Origin of the sequence: Lutibacter sp. Hel_I_33_5 (genome assembly GCF_007827455.1) — a bacterium.
In the GTDB taxonomy this organism is placed as follows: Bacteria; Bacteroidota; Bacteroidia; order Flavobacteriales; family Flavobacteriaceae; genus Polaribacter.
This window is the reverse complement of sequence record NZ_VISM01000001.1, coordinates 2,305,432-2,322,049: the sequence shown is the minus strand read 5'-3', so window position 1 is coordinate 2,322,049 and position 16,618 is coordinate 2,305,432. Positions and strand designations below refer to the sequence as shown.

Annotated in this window: 13 protein-coding genes; 5 read left to right on the top strand and 8 right to left on the bottom strand. The window is 29.0% G+C overall.

Features of this window, described 5'->3' with window-relative positions:
- Nucleotides 1-90 precede the first annotated feature (90 nt).
- Nucleotides 91-1,716, top strand: coding sequence for an L-glutamate gamma-semialdehyde dehydrogenase (gene pruA / locus OD91_RS10225; RefSeq protein WP_144896290.1), 1,626 nt, complete (start codon nucleotides 91-93; stop codon nucleotides 1,714-1,716).
- 90 nt (nucleotides 1,717-1,806) lie between these two features.
- Entirely contained in the window at nucleotides 1,807-4,005 is a 2,199-nt protein-coding gene (locus OD91_RS10220; protein WP_144896289.1) for a DUF5916 domain-containing protein, read from the top strand.
- Here OD91_RS10220 and OD91_RS10215 read toward each other — a convergent pair.
- Nucleotides 3,983-4,975: an endonuclease/exonuclease/phosphatase family protein gene (locus OD91_RS10215; RefSeq protein WP_144896288.1), complete on the bottom strand. Its 993-nt coding sequence runs from the start codon at nucleotides 4,973-4,975 to the stop codon at nucleotides 3,983-3,985. The two genes, OD91_RS10220 and OD91_RS10215, sit on opposite strands and share 23 nt — an antisense overlap.
- Nucleotides 4,972-6,594, bottom strand: coding sequence for a mechanosensitive ion channel family protein (locus OD91_RS10210; RefSeq protein ID WP_144896287.1), 1,623 nt, complete (start codon nucleotides 6,592-6,594; stop codon nucleotides 4,972-4,974). Before OD91_RS10210 ends, OD91_RS10215 begins: the two co-directional genes overlap by 4 nt.
- A 107-nt stretch (nucleotides 6,595-6,701) precedes the next feature.
- Between OD91_RS10210 and OD91_RS10205 the strand changes: the two genes are divergently transcribed.
- Nucleotides 6,702-7,166, top strand: a complete 465-nt coding sequence (locus tag OD91_RS10205; RefSeq protein ID WP_144896286.1) for a hypothetical protein — start codon at nucleotides 6,702-6,704, stop codon at nucleotides 7,164-7,166.
- 64 nt (nucleotides 7,167-7,230) lie between these two features.
- Here OD91_RS10205 and OD91_RS10200 read toward each other — a convergent pair whose 3' ends face one another.
- Genes OD91_RS10200 through OD91_RS10190 form a run of 3 tightly spaced genes read right to left on the bottom strand, consistent with a single transcriptional unit; the run spans nucleotide 7,231 to nucleotide 10,674 of the window.
- Entirely contained in the window at nucleotides 7,231-7,746 is a 516-nt protein-coding gene (locus tag OD91_RS10200; RefSeq protein WP_144896285.1) for a gamma carbonic anhydrase family protein, read from the bottom strand.
- A gap of 5 nt (nucleotides 7,747-7,751) precedes the next feature.
- The gene (locus OD91_RS10195) at nucleotides 7,752-8,483 is read right to left on the bottom strand and encodes a LytTR family DNA-binding domain-containing protein (RefSeq protein WP_144896284.1); all 732 of its coding nucleotides are present in this window, start codon (nucleotides 8,481-8,483) and stop codon (nucleotides 7,752-7,754) included.
- A gap of 1 nt (nucleotide 8,484) precedes the next feature.
- The gene (locus OD91_RS10190) at nucleotides 8,485-10,674 is read right to left on the bottom strand and encodes a histidine kinase (RefSeq protein WP_144896283.1); all 2,190 of its coding nucleotides are present in this window, start codon (nucleotides 10,672-10,674) and stop codon (nucleotides 8,485-8,487) included.
- Nucleotides 10,675-10,870: 196 nt separating this feature from the next.
- On the opposite strand from OD91_RS10190, the gene OD91_RS10185 reads away from it, so the two are divergent.
- Together OD91_RS10185 and OD91_RS10180 are read left to right on the top strand one after the other, a co-directional pair.
- The gene (locus OD91_RS10185; protein ID WP_144896282.1) at nucleotides 10,871-11,575 is read left to right on the top strand and encodes an SIMPL domain-containing protein; all 705 of its coding nucleotides are present in this window, start codon (nucleotides 10,871-10,873) and stop codon (nucleotides 11,573-11,575) included.
- Nucleotides 11,576-11,629: 54 nt separating this feature from the next.
- Nucleotides 11,630-12,748, top strand: a complete 1,119-nt coding sequence (locus OD91_RS10180) for a vWA domain-containing protein (protein ID WP_144896281.1) — start codon at nucleotides 11,630-11,632, stop codon at nucleotides 12,746-12,748.
- Between the two features lie 56 nt (nucleotides 12,749-12,804).
- On the opposite strand, the gene OD91_RS10175 is transcribed toward OD91_RS10180, so the two are convergent.
- The 3 genes from OD91_RS10175 to OD91_RS10165 form a co-directional block, all read right to left on the bottom strand.
- Nucleotides 12,805-13,632, bottom strand: a complete 828-nt coding sequence (locus OD91_RS10175) for a glucosaminidase domain-containing protein (protein ID WP_144896280.1) — start codon at nucleotides 13,630-13,632, stop codon at nucleotides 12,805-12,807.
- Nucleotides 13,632-14,588 carry a 1-aminocyclopropane-1-carboxylate deaminase/D-cysteine desulfhydrase gene (locus OD91_RS10170; RefSeq protein ID WP_370511746.1) on the bottom strand — a complete coding sequence of 319 codons (957 nt, stop codon included), beginning with the start codon at nucleotides 14,586-14,588 and terminating at the stop codon, nucleotides 13,632-13,634. The genes OD91_RS10175 and OD91_RS10170 overlap by 1 nt, the downstream gene beginning before the upstream one ends.
- A 91-nt stretch (nucleotides 14,589-14,679) precedes the next feature.
- Nucleotides 14,680-16,596, bottom strand: coding sequence for an ABC-F family ATP-binding cassette domain-containing protein (locus tag OD91_RS10165; protein ID WP_144896279.1), 1,917 nt, complete (start codon nucleotides 16,594-16,596; stop codon nucleotides 14,680-14,682).
- Nucleotides 16,597-16,618: the final 22 nt, after the last annotated feature.

Below are 16,618 nucleotides of genomic sequence, written 5' to 3'. Positions count from 1 at the left end.
AATAAGGCATTAAAAGTTACGAAATCGTTTGATTAAAAATTGTAACTTTGCGCTTCAAAATTAGTCGATTCAATCGTAAAAACATACAAAATGACAAGAGGATTTTTTAATGTTCCTACCGCAGTAAACGAACCTGTAAAAGGATATGCACCTGGATCTCCAGAAAGAGAAGAATTATTAGCTACTTATAAAGCAATGTTTAACAGCAACATTGATGTGCCGATGCATATTAATGGAAAAGAAGTTAGAACAGGAAATACTAAAAATATTACACCACCACATGATCACAAACATGTGGTAGGTCAATATCATACCGCAGATAAATCTCATGTAGATGAAGCAATTTCAACAGCTTTAGCAGCAAGAGAAGCTTGGTCATCTGTTTCTTGGATGGAACGCGCTTCTATCTTTTTAAAGGCTGCTGAATTATTAGCAGGCCCATACAGAGCTAAGATGAATGCTTCAACTATGATAGCACAATCTAAAAATGTACATCAGGCAGAAATTGATGCTGCGTGTGAAATGATAGATTTCTTCAGGTTTAATGTACAATACATGACTGATATTTTTAAAGATCAGCCAGCATCTGCACCTGGAATTTGGAACCGAGTTGAATACAGACCTTTAGAAGGTTTTGTATATGCAATTTCTCCTTTTAACTTTACATCTATTGCTGCAAATTTACCAGCAGCAGCAGCATTAATGGGTAATGTTGTTGTTTGGAAACCATCAGATCATCAAGCATATTCTGCACAAGTAATTGTAGATTTATTTAAAGAGGCTGGTTTACCAGACGGTATCATAAATGTGGTTTATGGAGATCCTGTTATGATTAGTGATGCTTGTTTATCTTCTCCTGATTTCTCTGGATTACATTTTACTGGATCAACTCATGTATTTAAAAATCTTTGGAAACAAATAGGAAACAATATTCATACATATAAAACATATCCAAGAATTGTTGGAGAAACGGGTGGAAAAGATTTTATTTGGGCGCACAACTCATCTAATCCTTTACAAGTTGCAACAGCAATTACAAGAGGAGCATTTGAATATCAAGGTCAGAAATGTTCTGCTGCTTCACGTTCTTATATTCCAAAATCAATTTGGAATGATGTAAAAAAACACTTAATTGCTCAAGCAAGTGAGTTAAAAATGGGATCTCCAGAAGATCCAAATAACTTTGTGAATGCAGTAATTCATGAAGGTTCTTTTGATAAGATAGCCAGTTATATAGATGCAGCAAAAAATGATTTTGATGCAGAAATTATTATTGGTGGAGGTCATGATAAATCTGTAGGATATTTTATTGAACCTACAGTGATTGTTAGTAATTCTCCAAAATACGCAACCATGTGTACAGAATTATTTGGTCCTGTAATGACCATTTATGTATATGAAGATGCTGAATGGGAAGCTTCACTTAAATTAGTTGATGAATCTACAGAATATGCATTGACTGGAGCAATCTTTTCTACAGATAGATATATTGTAGAAAAAGCTTCTAAAGCGTTAGAAAATGCTGCTGGTAATTTCTACATTAATGATAAACCTACAGGAGCTGTAGTTGGGCAACAACCATTTGGAGGAGCAAGAGCTTCTGGAACAAATGACAAAGCGGGTTCTGCTCAAAACTTATTAAGATGGACATCAGTTAGGTTGATAAAAGAAACATTTGTAACACCTCAAGATTATAAATATCCTTTTTTAGGATAAAAAATTTAAATTAAAATAATTCAAAAAAGGGACTAACTTAAATTGGTTCCTTTTTTTATGTTATTTTTGAATGAAGTCTATTAACGTTTAATGAAGAATCTACTTTCCTTATTTTTTTTATGGATTTACTTAGGTGTAAGTTCACAAAATAAAGATAAAACCGTTTATGTAAATTATATCGACGAAGAAATAACTGTGGATGCAATTCTTAATGAAGCATCTTGGTCTAAAGCACAACCTGCCACTAACTTTTTTAATTATTTTCCTTCAGATACAGTGCAAGCTTTACGTCAGACAGAAATTAAAATGATGTTTGATGATAAGAACTTATATGTCGGCATAAAAGTGCATGCGAAATCTAATGATTTTATCACACCTTCTTTAAGAAGAGATTTTAGAGCGGGTGGAAGTGATAATATCACTTTACTTTTTGATACTTTTAATGATGGTTCAAATGCAATCATTTTTGGATCAAATCCACATGGCGTAAAAAGAGAAATGTTACTATCTGGTGGTGGAAGCGAGTTAAGAGGTTTTAATGGCGCTTGGGATACTAAGTGGGTTGGCGAATCTAAGATTCATGAAAACTACTATATTTTAGAATGGAAAATACCTTTATCTGCTTTTAAATATAGAGAAGGTGAAACTAAATGGCGCTTTAATAGTTATCATTTTGACACTCAAGATAACGAAAGAAATACATGGGTAAATATCCCGCAAAATCAATTTATTTTTAGTCTTGCATATATGGGTGACATGATTTTTGAGAAGCCTTTGGGTAAATCAAAATCACCAATTTCTATTATTCCATATGTGAACGGAATTGTTGGAAAAGATTACGAAAATAACACAACTCTTTCTGATTTTAAATTTGGCGGAGACGCTAAAATGACGATAGGAAATAGCATGAATTTAGATGTTACTATAAATCCTGATTTCTCGCAGGTAGAAGTAGATCAGCAAGTCACCAACCTAACTCGTTTTGAAGTTGGTTTACCAGAAAGAAGGCAGTTTTTTATTGAAAATAGTGATTTATTTGGTGATTTTGGAAATGATAGAGATGCAAATCCTTTCTTTTCTAGACGTATTGGAATTGCAAAAGATATTAACGGAAATAGTATAGAAAATAACATTCTTGCTGGAGTTAGACTTAGCGGAAAAATCAGTAACAATTTAAGAATTGGCGTTCTTAACATGCAAACAGATGAAGATGTTGCAAATGAAATTCCGACAGTAAATAATTCGGTAATTTCCATTCAACAAAAAGTATTTAGCAGGTCTAGTTTAAGTTTACTTTTCATCAATAAACAAGCCACTAAAGAGTATGGATTTTTAAAAAATGAAGACAAATTCAATAGAGTGCTTGGAATTGATTATAGATTAGCTTCTAAAGACAATACCTGGAGTGGAAAATACTTTTTTAATAAGTCGTTTTCTCCAAATGTTACTACGAATGATTATTCTGCTGGAGCAACTACTGAGTATAACACTCGTAATTATAATATTAGAATGAGTGGCGTTTTTGTTGCTGATAATTTTAGGTCAGATTTAGGCTTTATAAGAAGAACCGATATTTTTAAAATTTCCCCAAAAATTGAACGGACTTTTTGGCCAACTAATAGTAAGAAACTACAAAAACATAGTTTCTCTGTTACTCCAATTTTTATTTGGAGACCTGAACTAAATTTCGAAAACTCAGACCATTTAATTATAAGTCGATGGGAAGCTAGTTATAAAAACAATGCTCAATTAAGTGTAGAAATGCGAAACAGGTTTACACATTTATATGATAGTTTTGACCCAACTGGAACTTCCAATGCTGTTCCTTTACCAGCTAACACAGATTATCATTATACTTCTTTTGAAGCTAGATATAGATCTGATGGAAGAAAAGCTTTCTCCTATAGCTTAAGACCATCTTTTGGTAGTTTTTTTAATGGAGAAAAGTATTCTTTAAACGCAAATCTAACTTATAGAATTAGACCAAAATTTACAGGTTCATTGCAAATAAATTATGATGAAATAAATTTACCAAAACCATACCCTAGTGCTTCAATTTGGCTTATTGGTCCAAAAATAGATTTAACATTCAATAAAAGTTTATTCTGGTCTACTTTTATACAATATAGCAATCAACGGAATAATTTTAGTGTAAATACACGATTACAATGGCGTTTTGCTCCACTTTCTGATTTATATATTGTTTATAATGATAATTATTACACAGATATATTCTCACCTAGGTTTAGAACTTTAAATTTAAAGTTTACTTATTGGTTGAATATTTAAGTTTAAACCTCATCTGAACAGGTAAATGATCAGAAGCTTCTCCAAACTGAGTTAGTACTTTTCCGTCAACATATTCAATAGAGTTTTCAGTATAAAAGATATAATCTATTCGTTTATAAGGCTTTTTAGAATCAAACGTATTTATTGGATTTTTAGCATTGAATGCAGCATTCCCGACTCCTTCTTCAACAAATAGTTTCTGAATAATTGCATCCTCATCTCTTGCTTCTGAATTAAAGTCCCCTAATAAAATAGTAGGATATTTATCTTTATACTGATTAAATAACCCCATTACTTCTTCAAACTGCTTCACTCTTGTTATCTTATCAAACGCTTCTAAATGAACATTTATTAACACAACTTTTTTCCCTTCTATCTCAACTTTTGTTATTTGCGCTAATCGTTCTAAATACAATGCATCTCTATAAAAAGGCGCATCCGCTACTCGTTGTAAAACAATTCTTTTATAGTCTTTTAACGCGTATTTACTTAAAATAGATTGACCTGAAATTACTTTTCCAAAATGATATTTTGGTGGCCAATATGGATATGGCAGATATTTTTCGTCAAAGTTTACTCCTTCTGCTACATAGTTATATCCGAGCTTAGCAATTTCGTTTTGCTGATTTACATTATACGATCGAGATGCATTATAATCTATCTCTTGAAAAGCAATAATATCTGGATTTTCCTTTTTAATTTCTGAAATAACTTTATTCAAATTTCCATCGTACAACTCTTTAGGTTTATCAACTGCTCTATTGTTCGTCATACCACTTAAATACCCAATATTATAGGTAACAACACTATAAATAGAATCGTTTGTTACGGTGCTTTCAAACTGATTTACAATCAATCTCTCATATTCTGATTCTTCTAAATTTGAAGAGGAAGCCCAAAAGAAAAATATCACAAATGCTACAATGAATAGCACTAATAAACGAAAAATAAATTTTAAAACTTTTTTCATGATATAGAATTTTCATTAGTAAAATTGGCAACAACATTTTCTATCACCGAATCAATTCGCTCTTTTTCAGTATCATATTTTAGAGCAATGGATTTCTTTTCGGGAAACTGCTCTATTGTAACCGTAGTAGATGGAAAAGCAAAATCTACTCCTAATTCTGACGCTAATTTAACGATAGCAATATGTAATTTATGTTTTGATGATTGTTCTTTACCCCAAACTAAACTTTTAAAATATACATTTACCAAAATCAACAAAGCTGAATCTCCAAAACCTGTAAATTCCACATTATATGATTCTGATCTTGTCTCTGGATGCGCAATAATCAATTTTCTAACTCCTACAACAAAAGCTTCAATGAGTTCTGGTGGCGTATCATATCGCAATCCTAACTTTGTGCTATACCTTCTATATAGTCGTAACCCTTTATTATTAATAACAATTTCAGCCAATTTACTATTTGGTATTTGGTAAATTGACGTGTCTGCTGCTCTAACTCTTGTGGATCTAAATCCAACTTCTTCTACAGTTCCAACAACTTCTCCAGCCTCTATCCAATCATCAATATGAAAAGGTTTATCAAGAAAAATCATTAAGGTTCCTATCAAATTCTTAACGGTATCTTGAGATGCTAATGCCAATGCCAAACCACCTATTGAAACTCCAGCAATTAATGTAGTTGTATTTACTCCAAATAACGTAAGTAGCTTTAATCCTCCTAAAAAGATTACGATAAAGGTTAAAAAATTATGCAAAATCGGAACTAATTGATCATCTAATCGATTATGTGTTCTCTCAGTAAATTCAACATAAATTTTAATAATTACTTCAACTAGTTTTAAGAAAACATAAATCCAAAAAACAGTGGAAGCAATATTTATAATTAAGAAAAACCAGGTATTTACATCTAATCCAAATTGTAATGAAGGAAAAATTTTATCTAAAAAAAACATTCCAACCAATAAACTTAACGGGTGTGCTAACTTTTTAAGTACGATATCTATCCCTAAATTTTTAGAATGTGTAATTTTATACTGAATTTTCTTAAGGATATAAAAAGCAATTCTTTTTACTATTTTAAAAATAAGAAATGTTAATATGATAAAAATGAATAATAAAATAAACTGCCAAATTTCAAATCCTAGAATTTTTTTATGTCCGAAATTTGGAATTAATTCTTGAATTCCTGAAACATAACTAGGAAAAACATCGTTATACAATTTATCTACATTTGCAACAGTTTCTGTTGAATAATACCAACTTTCATCTTTCTTTTCTAAAAATATTTGCGGCATCCTTTCTGGAAACAACACATATTTATAATATGATGAATACCCAATTGTATCGTTAAAGTTTCGATTAGTTGGAACCTTATTAAAATCGACATACAATCCTTTACCATCTAAAATTTTTTTAAGTTTTATTGCTTTTTCAATCGCTACTGACTCTTCTAATCCAAAAATAGTTTTAGCTGAATTTTCTGGCTGATAAGAATCATCTTGTAAAAAATACAAGTGTGTATAAAGAGTAGCATGTGGATTACTTAAATCTACTTTAGTACTCTCTTGAGCATTTAATAATAAAGGGAATAATAGTACTAATAGCAGCTTTTTCTTCATCAAGACAAATGTTAAAAATCAGTTAAATACGAACTCAAATTTAAACCTTTTTAAACTTTTGGTGTCAAAGAACTGAAAATAATATTTGAAAACAGAAATTTAACAGCATGAAGAAAATATATCACATTTTAGTAGTAGCATTAATTTTTACACTTAGTAGTACTGCACAGCAAAAAAGAAAAAATCTTGAACCATTAGATACAGAACAGCAAACCACATTGTTTGTGAAAAAAATGGCTTTAGCATTAGATTTAACAGATGCACAACAAAGAAAAGTTAAACCTTATATAGCAGAACAAATTGCTGATAAAAAAGCAGGAAAAGAAGAAAGAAAACGTTTAAAAGATAGCGGTAAAAAACTTTCTAAAGATGAGAGATATAAATTTCAAAATGAACGCTTAGACAAAGAACTTGCTTTTAAAAGAAATATGAAAAAAGTCTTAAACGAAGAACAGTATAAGAAGTTTAAGAAAATGAAGAGGAAACTTGGAAAGAAAAAGCGCAAAATGATGAAAGGGAAAAAAATGAAGAAAAGAAAAGGTGAAAAACGAAATAAAGATAATAATAATTAGAGTTTGGTTAGTTTTGAGTAAAACCCCGGTATCATAATTATTTGATATTGGGGTTTTTAATTTTCTAATCTTTAAACCAACCTGAATATTTTACATAGTTATTTGCAATCCTGTCAATCTCTCCAGAAATTAGTTCTTTAGAAATGTCTTTTACTTTTTTAGCTGGTACACCTGCATAAATACTTCCACTTTCTACAAAGGTGTTTTTTGTTACTACAGCTCCAGCGGCAATAATAGAATTAGATTCCACAATACAATCATCCATAATAATACTTCCCATACCTACCAAAACATTGTCTTTTATAGTACACCCGTGTACAATTGCATTATGCCCAATAGAAACATTATTACCAATTGTTGTTGGTGATTTTTGATACGTTGCATGAATAACTGCTCCATCTTGAATATTAACTTTATTACCAATTTTAATAAAATGAACATCACCTCGAATAACTGCGTTAAACCAGACTGAACATTCTTTTCCTAAAGAAACTTCGCCTACAATTGTAGCATTTTCTGCTACATAACAATCTTCTGGAATTTGTGGATGTTTTCCTTTTACGGGTTTAATAATTGGCATAAATTTTATTTAAAATATGATAATAAATTAGCTTTTTTTGATGACGAAACTAAAATTTCTTTTCCGTTAGAAACAAGCACGCTTCCCCCTTTTCCTTTTTTATATTTAGTTACTGCATTAATATTTACCAAATACGATTTGTGAATTCTTACAAATGAATATTCTTTTAAAGCATCTTCAAAATGTTTTAATGTTTTACTCACTAATTTCTTAGAATTTGCAAAATGAATTTCTGTATAATTATCATCTGCTTTACAAAAAACAATATCATTTACATCTAAAACTTCAAATCCATCTTGTTGCGGAATTGTAATTTTACCAACTACAAAATTTACTTTTGGCGCTAAAATTTTATGTTCTAAGTCGTTCTCTCTTTCTTTTATTTCTGTAACTATATTTACAGCTTTAATTAATTCGTCAATAGAAATAGGTTTTAACAAATAATAACTTGCATGGTTGTTTAATGCTTCTATTGCATAATGATCGTATGCAGTAACAAAAACAGTTTCAAAAGTTCTATTTTCAACTTTTTCAAGTAAATCAAAGGCATTTCCAAACGGCATTTCAACATCTAAAAACACTAAATCTAATTCGTATTTTTCAATTAATTTATACGCCTCTTCAATATTACTTGCCTCTCCTAATAATTGAACATTTGGACAATATTTACCTATATAATTTTGTAGAATTTCTCTACCAATTTGTTCGTCTTCTACAATGATTGCTTTTAATTTCATTTTACTTTTTCTTTAATAACAATGCTACTTTTGTTCCTTCTCCATTATCAAAAACATCAGAAATAGTAACCGTCACCCTATCTTTATACATATCATTTAGAATATTAATTCTATTCTTAATTGTACTCATTCCTTTAGATTTCTGTTTTAACTGATTTTTAGTTTTTAATTCTTGAGATTTTTTTCTTCCAATTCCGTTATCAATTACCTCAATAGAAAGTAATTCTTCATCTTGTTGATTGATTGAAATCTCTAGGTTTCCTTTTTCTTCTTTATATCGCAACCCATGCCAAATAGCATTTTCTATATAAGGCTGTAATAACATTGGAGGAATAGAAAACTGATCTAAATCAATATCTTCATTAACAGAAATTGAATATTCAAACTTATCCTTAAAACGATTATGCTCTAATTTTACATACAATTCTAACAATTCAATTTCTTTTGAAAGCGGAATAAAATCTTCATCAGAATTTTCTAAAACAGAACGCATTAATACAGAAAATTCAGACAAATATCTATTCGCATTTCGTTCATCATTTACTGCAATAAAACTATTAACAGAATTTAATGCATTAAAAATAAAATGCGGATTCATTTGTGAACGCATAGATTTTAGTGCCAATAAATTATTCGCGATTTTTTGTTGTTTATTATTCCTGAACATAAAATATGCTAGCAGTGTTAAAAGTAGAATTCCAGCAATTAAAAAATAAATTATTTGACGTTGTCTTTTATTACTTTCTTCGGATAATTTTTGATCTATTATTGCTAAACTAATTTTACTTTGCGCTAATTCCTTATCTTTTTCTAAACTAGAAATTCGATTCTGGTTATCTGCAATTTTCTTAGAAAAATGTTTTGCTTGATTAATTTCTTGCTCTTTTTTTATATATGATTTATCTACCAACTCTACATAATCTTGATAACTTTTTAAGGCTTTATTGTAATCACCTACAGAAGCATAAACTTCTGATAATTTTCGAGTAGCATCTTTTTGAATAATAATATCTTTATTGTCATTTGCGTCTTTAATACTTTTCTCTAAAAACGGAATTGCTTCATCATAATCCTCTTTTTGCGCATAGGCATTACCAATTTTATAGTTAATTTTTTGTGAGGTAATTACTTCTACACCTTTATCTTTCTTCTCAATATTTTCTGCCGTTGCTTTCTTTAAACTTTCTTTTCTTAATTTAATTTCATCATCATATAAATTAGATTCATTTAAAAAGTCTGCAACTTTTTCTTCTTCAATTAAAGATCTTTTTACGTTTTCTTTAGCTGCTAAATCTAATGAATTTTGAAACTGTAAATTGGCTTTAAGAATATTACCTTCTGCAGCATAAACTTCTGCAATTTTAGAATTGATATCGGTGATTTTTGGAGTTACCAAGTTTTTTTTTGCAATTTTTAGCGCCTCGTTATAATTAATTTTTGCACCATTATATTTTTTTAAAGCAAATTGCACATCACCTAAGCCTTCGAAAGCTTTAATTTTTTCGAAATTACTTAATTTTTCATCAATTATTGATTGGTTTATTTTTTCGCTTTCAGCATATTTTTTTTGCAAAAACAGAGCATTTGCTAAATCTATTTTTGTACTAGCATTATCATTTATTTGAAGTGATAATTTATAATTATTACTCGCTAAATCATATTGATTCCAGTACAAATAAATATCGGCAAGTGTTTTATATGTTGCTGCGTTACGTTTTCTAGATTGCTTTGTTTTTAGGTTTTTTTCTATAAAAGAAATACTCTTATCAATATCTTTCTTTTTAAAATATTTTGCTGAATCTAAATTTTGATAATGTGCATTACTTTTTAATACAGCTTTTTTAGAACCATATTTAGATCTTTTTTGATCAGCAAAACCTTCTACTAATATCTTAATTTCCTCATTAGAATTAATTGTGTAATAAACAGTTTCAAAATCTGGATGTGTAACACTTAGTTCGTCATCTACCCTTGCTTTTACTATATATTTATCCTTGATAATAGAAAATCTATAAGAAACTCCATTTACATAAACCTCAGCGTTTTTAATAGCTTCATTAGTGTTTTTATCAACTACAGCAACTTTTAAAGAAAACTCAATTCCTCTTTTAGAACTAATATTTTCTTGAGAAAATAACGCCTGTATTCCACAAAATAAAAAGATTAATACTATATGTGATTTCTTAAGCATAATGTAAACATACACACAAAAAGGCAACCAAAAAAATGCAAAACTTAGAGTTCTTGCTAAATAAAAGGCTATAAATCATTATTCACTCATTCCTATTTCTTGTTCACTCACTCAAAAGGTTCGTTTACTCATTCTAGTTTTTTTTAGAAAAAAGTTGCTCATAGATTTACATTATAAAACAATAAAATATAACAAAATGAAATATTATAAATTAATCATCCTATTACTTTTTACAAGTGTAATTTTTAGTCAATCTAACTCAATTATTGAAAACCCTTTTATTGAAGTTGTTGGAAAATCTGAAAAAGAAATAATACCTGATGAGATCTATATTGATATTCTTATTAGAGAAAGAATTGTTAGAGGCAAAAAGCAAACAATTGATATTTTAGAGAATCAATTAAAAAACGAGTTAAAAAAAATTAAAATCCCAGAAAGTAACCTCTCAATTTCTGATGTAAATGCTTTTTTAGCAAAAACAGGATGGTGGAAAGAAGAAGTACTTTCTACAGCAAATTACACTTTAAAAGTAAATGATGTAGACAAATTAAAAAAATTATTTAATCAGTTTGACAAACTAAAAATTTCTGAAGTAAATATTACTAAAGCTACACATTCTAACATAGAGACTATAAAAAAAGAAAATAGAATTGCTGCCATTAAGGCTGCAAAAGAAAAAGCAGATTATTTACTTACTTCAATAGGTCAGAAAACAGGAAAGCCTATTAAAATTAATGAATTAAATAATAATAATAATAATAATCATCAAAATTATGTAATGGCAAATAACATGAATAATAATTATGCAATGTCAAAAATAAGAGGGATTAAAAATGAAACTATTCAGTTTCAAAAAATAAAAATCACGTCTTCAATTTATGCAAAATTTTCAATTAAATAATCACCTAAAACTTACCATTCTTTTAATTAAAGAAATCATTAAAAACAATTTATTATGAAATTAAAAGCAGCAACAATCTGTTTACTCTTACTATCAAGTTTGAGCTTTGCAACAAACAAAACAGAAAAAGAAAACACAAAAAAACAAACTATTAAAGTGGCACTATTATTAGATACTAGTAATAGTATGGATGGGTTAATCAATCAAGCAAAAACAAAATTATGGGAAATTGTAAACGAATTATCCTATGCTAAATACGGAATTAACAAACCTAATTTAGAAATTGCTTTATATGAATACGGGAATGATAAATTAGCAGCTAGAAATGGATTTATAAGAAGAGTTTTACACTTTAGCAGTGATTTGGATGAAATCTCTGAAAAACTTTTTTCTTTAACCACAAATGGTGGAAGTGAGTTTTGCGGACAAGTAATTAAAACCTCATTAAAAGAATTAGAATGGGGAAGAAACAAAAAAGATTTACGATTAATTTTTATTGCAGGTAATGAACCTTTTACCCAGGGAAAAATTAATTATAAAGAAGCTATTTCTGATGCAAAAGAAAAAGATATCATAATCAACACTATTTTTTGTGGCCGATTTCAAAATGGAGTTGCTGGAAAATGGCAAGACGGTGCAAATTCTGGAGGAGGAGATTATATGACTATTAACCATAACAAAAGAATAGTACATATTGTTACACCATTTGATGATGAAATTATAATCTGCAACAAAAAATTAAACAAAACATATATTTATTATGGTAGTAAAGGGCATTCAAAATTTGCAAATCAATTTGCACAAGATAATAATGCAGAAGCTTTAGATGAAGTTGTTGCTGTAAAAAGAGCGGTATCTAAAAGTTCTCGATTGTATAAAAACTCCAGTTGGGATTTAGTGGATGCTGAGGAAGAAAAGGAAATTGATTATACAAACATTAAAAAAGAGCAATTACCAAAACACCTAAAAAATAAAAGTTCAAAAGAAATAAAAGCCTATGTGAAAGAACAAGCTAAAAAGCGAAAAGAAATTCAACAAAAAATACAAGAATTAAATAAAAAAAGAAGAAAATACATTGCCGAGAATCAGAAAAATAAAGATGTAAAAAACATTGATAACTTAATGATTAAGGCGATAAAAAGACAAGCTAAGCTGAAAAATTATTCTTGGTAACAGTAAGCGTAGGTTACCAAATTAAAGTTCGGAAAACTTCTGTTTTTCGAACTTTTTTATTTAACTTTTAATTCCTGACCAATACTTAAGCTATTATTTCTTAAACCATTCATTGATTTTAATTTTGCAACTGTTAAATTAAACTTTCTAGCTAAAGAATAAAGTGTATCACCTTTTTTAATGGTGTAGTATTTTTTATTTGATTTTTTTTCTTCAGATGTTGGAGACTCCTTTGTAAATTTCTTAAAATCTCTTTTAGAAATTTTATCAAATTCGTATAACTTATAATCCTTAATAATTTTTATTAGTTTTTTAGGATATTTTTTATCGGTTGCATATCCCGCTTTTTTTAATCCTCTAGCCCAAGATTTATAATCTTTTCTACTGAAATTGAATAAAAAAGCATAACGTTTTCTAGCACTTAAAAACTTAGAATGATCTCTATAAGAAGTAGCTACATACTGGTACTTCCTAAAACATTCGCCTTTTGCATCATCATCATAATACACTCTTGCACCTTGCCAAGTAGTATGACATTTTATCCCAAAATGATTGTTAGACTTTGAGGCTAACTGCCCTCTTCCACTACCTGATTCTAAAACTCCTTGCGCCAAAGTAATACTTGCTGGAATTTTATATAGATGCATTTCATGTACAGCTAACGATGCATACTTTTTAATATAATTTAGTGTGTTTTTATTAAGTCTAGGGTTTTTATTGGTAAGCTTTTTAATATGCTTCTGCTGCTTTACTGAAGGTAATTTTACTGGTTTTGGTTCTACAGAAACAACAGTTTTTTTAGGTTTAGTTATTTTTTTAGAAGCTCCGCAACCAACTAATATAAATGATAACAAAACATAAAAAAACACTAATTTTAATCTCATTAAATATGTATTAATGTTTCATTTTTACTTTTCAACTTTTCATTAAATCCAGTAATTCCTTGCAAACCTCCAGTATGAATTACAAGTATTTTACTATTCTCTGGAAAATGATCTTTCTTAATTAAATCTAATATTCCGAAAAGCATTTTACCTGTATAAATTGGATCTAACGGAATACTGGTTTCTTGTTTAAATTCATTGATAAAACGTATCAACTCATCATTATATTTTGCGTATCCTTCAAAATGATAGTCTTTTATCAGTTTCCAATTATCACTTACTCTTACAAATTGATTAATATCATCTCTTAAAAAACCTCCTTTTAATGCAGGAAAACCTAGAATTTTTTGTTTCTTTTTTGATGAATTAATGATTCCTGAAATTGTTCCACCAGTTCCAACTGCACTACAAACATAATCGAAGTTTTTATCTTCTTTTTCTAAAATTTCTTCGCAACCATCTACGGCTAAACAATTTGTTCCGCCTTCTGGAATTAGGTAAAAATCACCAAATCTATTTTTTAATTTTTCTATATAACCAAATGTGTTTTTTCTGCGGTATTCTTCTCTAGGAACAAACAAGAATTTCATCCCGTTTTTATGTGCCTCATTTAGCGTTGAATTAGTTGCTAATGTATTGCTTAGATTAATATCTAATTCTTCTCCTCTAATTATCCCAATGGTTTTAAACCCCGATAATTTTCCGGCAACTGCTGTTGCAACAATATGATTAGAATATGCGCCTCCAAAAGTAAGAAGGGTGTTTTTTTTAAGTTTTTTTGCTTCTTTTAAATTGTATTTAAGTTTTCTAAACTTATTACCAGAAACAAAAGGATGAATTTCGTCTTCTCTTTTTATAAAAAATTCAACTTTTTTTTCTTCTAAAATTGGAAGAAATACCTGTTGGTTTTTGGATTTAAAATCCTGATCAAAAAAAGAGCTAATAGAATCTGTCAATTAAAAATATTTTATATCACAAAAGTACTGAAAGTTAATTTAGATTGTTTGCTAAATCTATTTTTATAATAGCCAAAAAGTGACACCCTACTTAAAAACTTGAAACTTCACCTTCAACTTTTTCCCAGTTTTCCATAAGAGTATCTAGTTTAGTTTTCTTTGCTTTATAAGTAGAAAAGAAATCTGGTTGCGAAGAAACTTCATCATAATTATTGGCTAATTCTAAATCTATCTTGGCAATTTCTGCTTCTAAATCAGCTATTTCAGTTTCTATATTAGATAATTTATTTTTAAGCTTTTTCAACTGTTTTTCTTGCTCTTTAGACAATTGATAAGCTTCTTTTTTGTCCGAAGTTTTTTCAACCTTAACAACCGTTCTTTTTTCTGCTTCTCGAAGGTTTTCAATTTTATGTTGCTCTAAGAAATAATCGATATCACCTAAATATTCTTTAATGACTTTATCTTTAAATCCATAAACAGTTGATGTTAATCCTTGTAAAAAATCTCTATCGTGTGATACTAAAATTAATGTTCCGTTAAACTGTTTTAACGCTTCTTTTAAAACGTTTTTAGACGCAATATCTAAGTGATTTGTTGGCTCATCCATAATAAGAACGTTAAATGGCTGCAATAATAACTTACACAACGCCAATCTATTTCTTTCACCACCAGAAAGTACTTTTGCTTTTTTATCTACGGCATCACCTCCAAACAAAAACGACCCTAACATATCCCTAACTCGCATTCTGTTAGAATCTGTCGCAGCATCTTCCATAATCTCCAAAACCGTTTTATTTGGCGGTAAATGTTCTGACTGATTTTGTGCAAAATAGCCTACTTCAACATTATGCCCTAACTTTAATTTTCCTTCAAAAGGAATCTCACCAACCATCATTTTTGCTAAGGTTGATTTTCCTTGTCCATTCTGACCTACAAAAGCAATTTTACTATTTCGTTCAATCAATAAATCAACATTTTCTAATACATGTTTATCTCCATAACTTTTAGCTAAATTTTCTGCTTCAACAATAATTTTTCCTGGCTCTTTAGAAATTGCAAAACGTACATTCATAGTTGCATTATCATCTTGATCCACTTCAATTAATTCAACTTTATCAAGTTGTTTCATTAAAGATTGAGCCATGGAAGCTTTACTAGCCTTTGCTTTAAACTTATTAATTAAGTGTTGTTTTTGCTTAATTTCTTTTTCTTGATTCTTTTGTGCTTGTAATTGTTTTTCTTTAATTTCTCCTCTTAAAACTAAGAATTGAGAGTATGGTTTTTTATAATCATAAATCTGACCTAAAGAAATTTCAATAGTTCTATTGGTAACATTATCTAAAAACATTTTATCGTGTGATACCAAAACGATAGCACCTGAATAACTTTTTAAGAAATTTTCTAACCAAATAATAGACTCTATATCCAAGTGATTTGTTGGTTCATCCAATAACAAAATATCATTATTTTGCAATAGTAATTTCGCCAATTCAATCCGCATACGCCAACCACCAGAAAAAGTATCGGTAAGTTTATCAAAATCTTCACGTTGAAAACCTAAACCTTGCAGTATTTTTTCTGTATCACCTTGATAATTATACCCACCAAGTAATTCATATCGTTCTGTTAAATCTGTTAAATCAACAATTAACTGACTGTATCCCTCACTCTCATAATCTGTTCTTGTAGCTAATTGAGTATTAATTTCGTCTAGTTTTAATTCAATCTCTTTAATTTCCTCAAATGCCTGATATGCTTCTTCTGAAATTGTTCTTCCTTGTACAAAATCTATATCCTGACGTAAAAAACCAATTCTAATATCTTTGTCAAACGCCATAGTACCGCCGCTACTTTCTATATCTTTAGAAATAACCTTTAATAAGGTAGATTTTCCAGCACCATTTTTACCTATCAATCCTATTCTATCACCTTTATTTAATTTAAAAGTAATACCATTAAAAAGATCAGTTCCCATAAAAGATACTGACAAATTATGTACGTTTAACATAAAATTTATTAAATTTAGGTGC

What these genes read in the sequence shown, in the direction of transcription:
- OD91_RS10175 (WP_144896280.1), bottom strand. Translation starts at nt 13,632, where the DNA reads ATGAGATTAAAATTAGTGTTTTTTTATGTTTTGTTATCATTTATATTA.
- OD91_RS10180 (WP_144896281.1), top strand. Translation starts at nt 11,630, where the DNA reads ATGAAATTAAAAGCAGCAACAATCTGTTTACTCTTACTATCAAGTTTG.
- OD91_RS10200 (WP_144896285.1), bottom strand. Translation starts at nt 7,746, where the DNA reads ATGCCAATTATTAAACCCGTAAAAGGAAAACATCCACAAATTCCAGAA.
- OD91_RS10220 (WP_144896289.1), top strand. Translation starts at nt 1,807, where the DNA reads ATGAAGAATCTACTTTCCTTATTTTTTTTATGGATTTACTTAGGTGTA.
- OD91_RS10190 (WP_144896283.1), bottom strand. Translation starts at nt 10,674, where the DNA reads ATGCTTAAGAAATCACATATAGTATTAATCTTTTTATTTTGTGGAATA.
- OD91_RS10195 (WP_144896284.1), bottom strand. Translation starts at nt 8,483, where the DNA reads ATGAAATTAAAAGCAATCATTGTAGAAGACGAACAAATTGGTAGAGAA.
- pruA (WP_144896290.1), top strand. Translation starts at nt 91, where the DNA reads ATGACAAGAGGATTTTTTAATGTTCCTACCGCAGTAAACGAACCTGTA.
- OD91_RS10210 (WP_144896287.1), bottom strand. Translation starts at nt 6,594, where the DNA reads ATGAAGAAAAAGCTGCTATTAGTACTATTATTCCCTTTATTATTAAAT.
- OD91_RS10185 (WP_144896282.1), top strand. Translation starts at nt 10,871, where the DNA reads ATGAAATATTATAAATTAATCATCCTATTACTTTTTACAAGTGTAATT.
- OD91_RS10205 (WP_144896286.1), top strand. Translation starts at nt 6,702, where the DNA reads ATGAAGAAAATATATCACATTTTAGTAGTAGCATTAATTTTTACACTT.
- OD91_RS10165 (WP_144896279.1), bottom strand. Translation starts at nt 16,596, where the DNA reads ATGTTAAACGTACATAATTTGTCAGTATCTTTTATGGGAACTGATCTT.
- OD91_RS10215 (WP_144896288.1), bottom strand. Translation starts at nt 4,975, where the DNA reads ATGAAAAAAGTTTTAAAATTTATTTTTCGTTTATTAGTGCTATTCATT.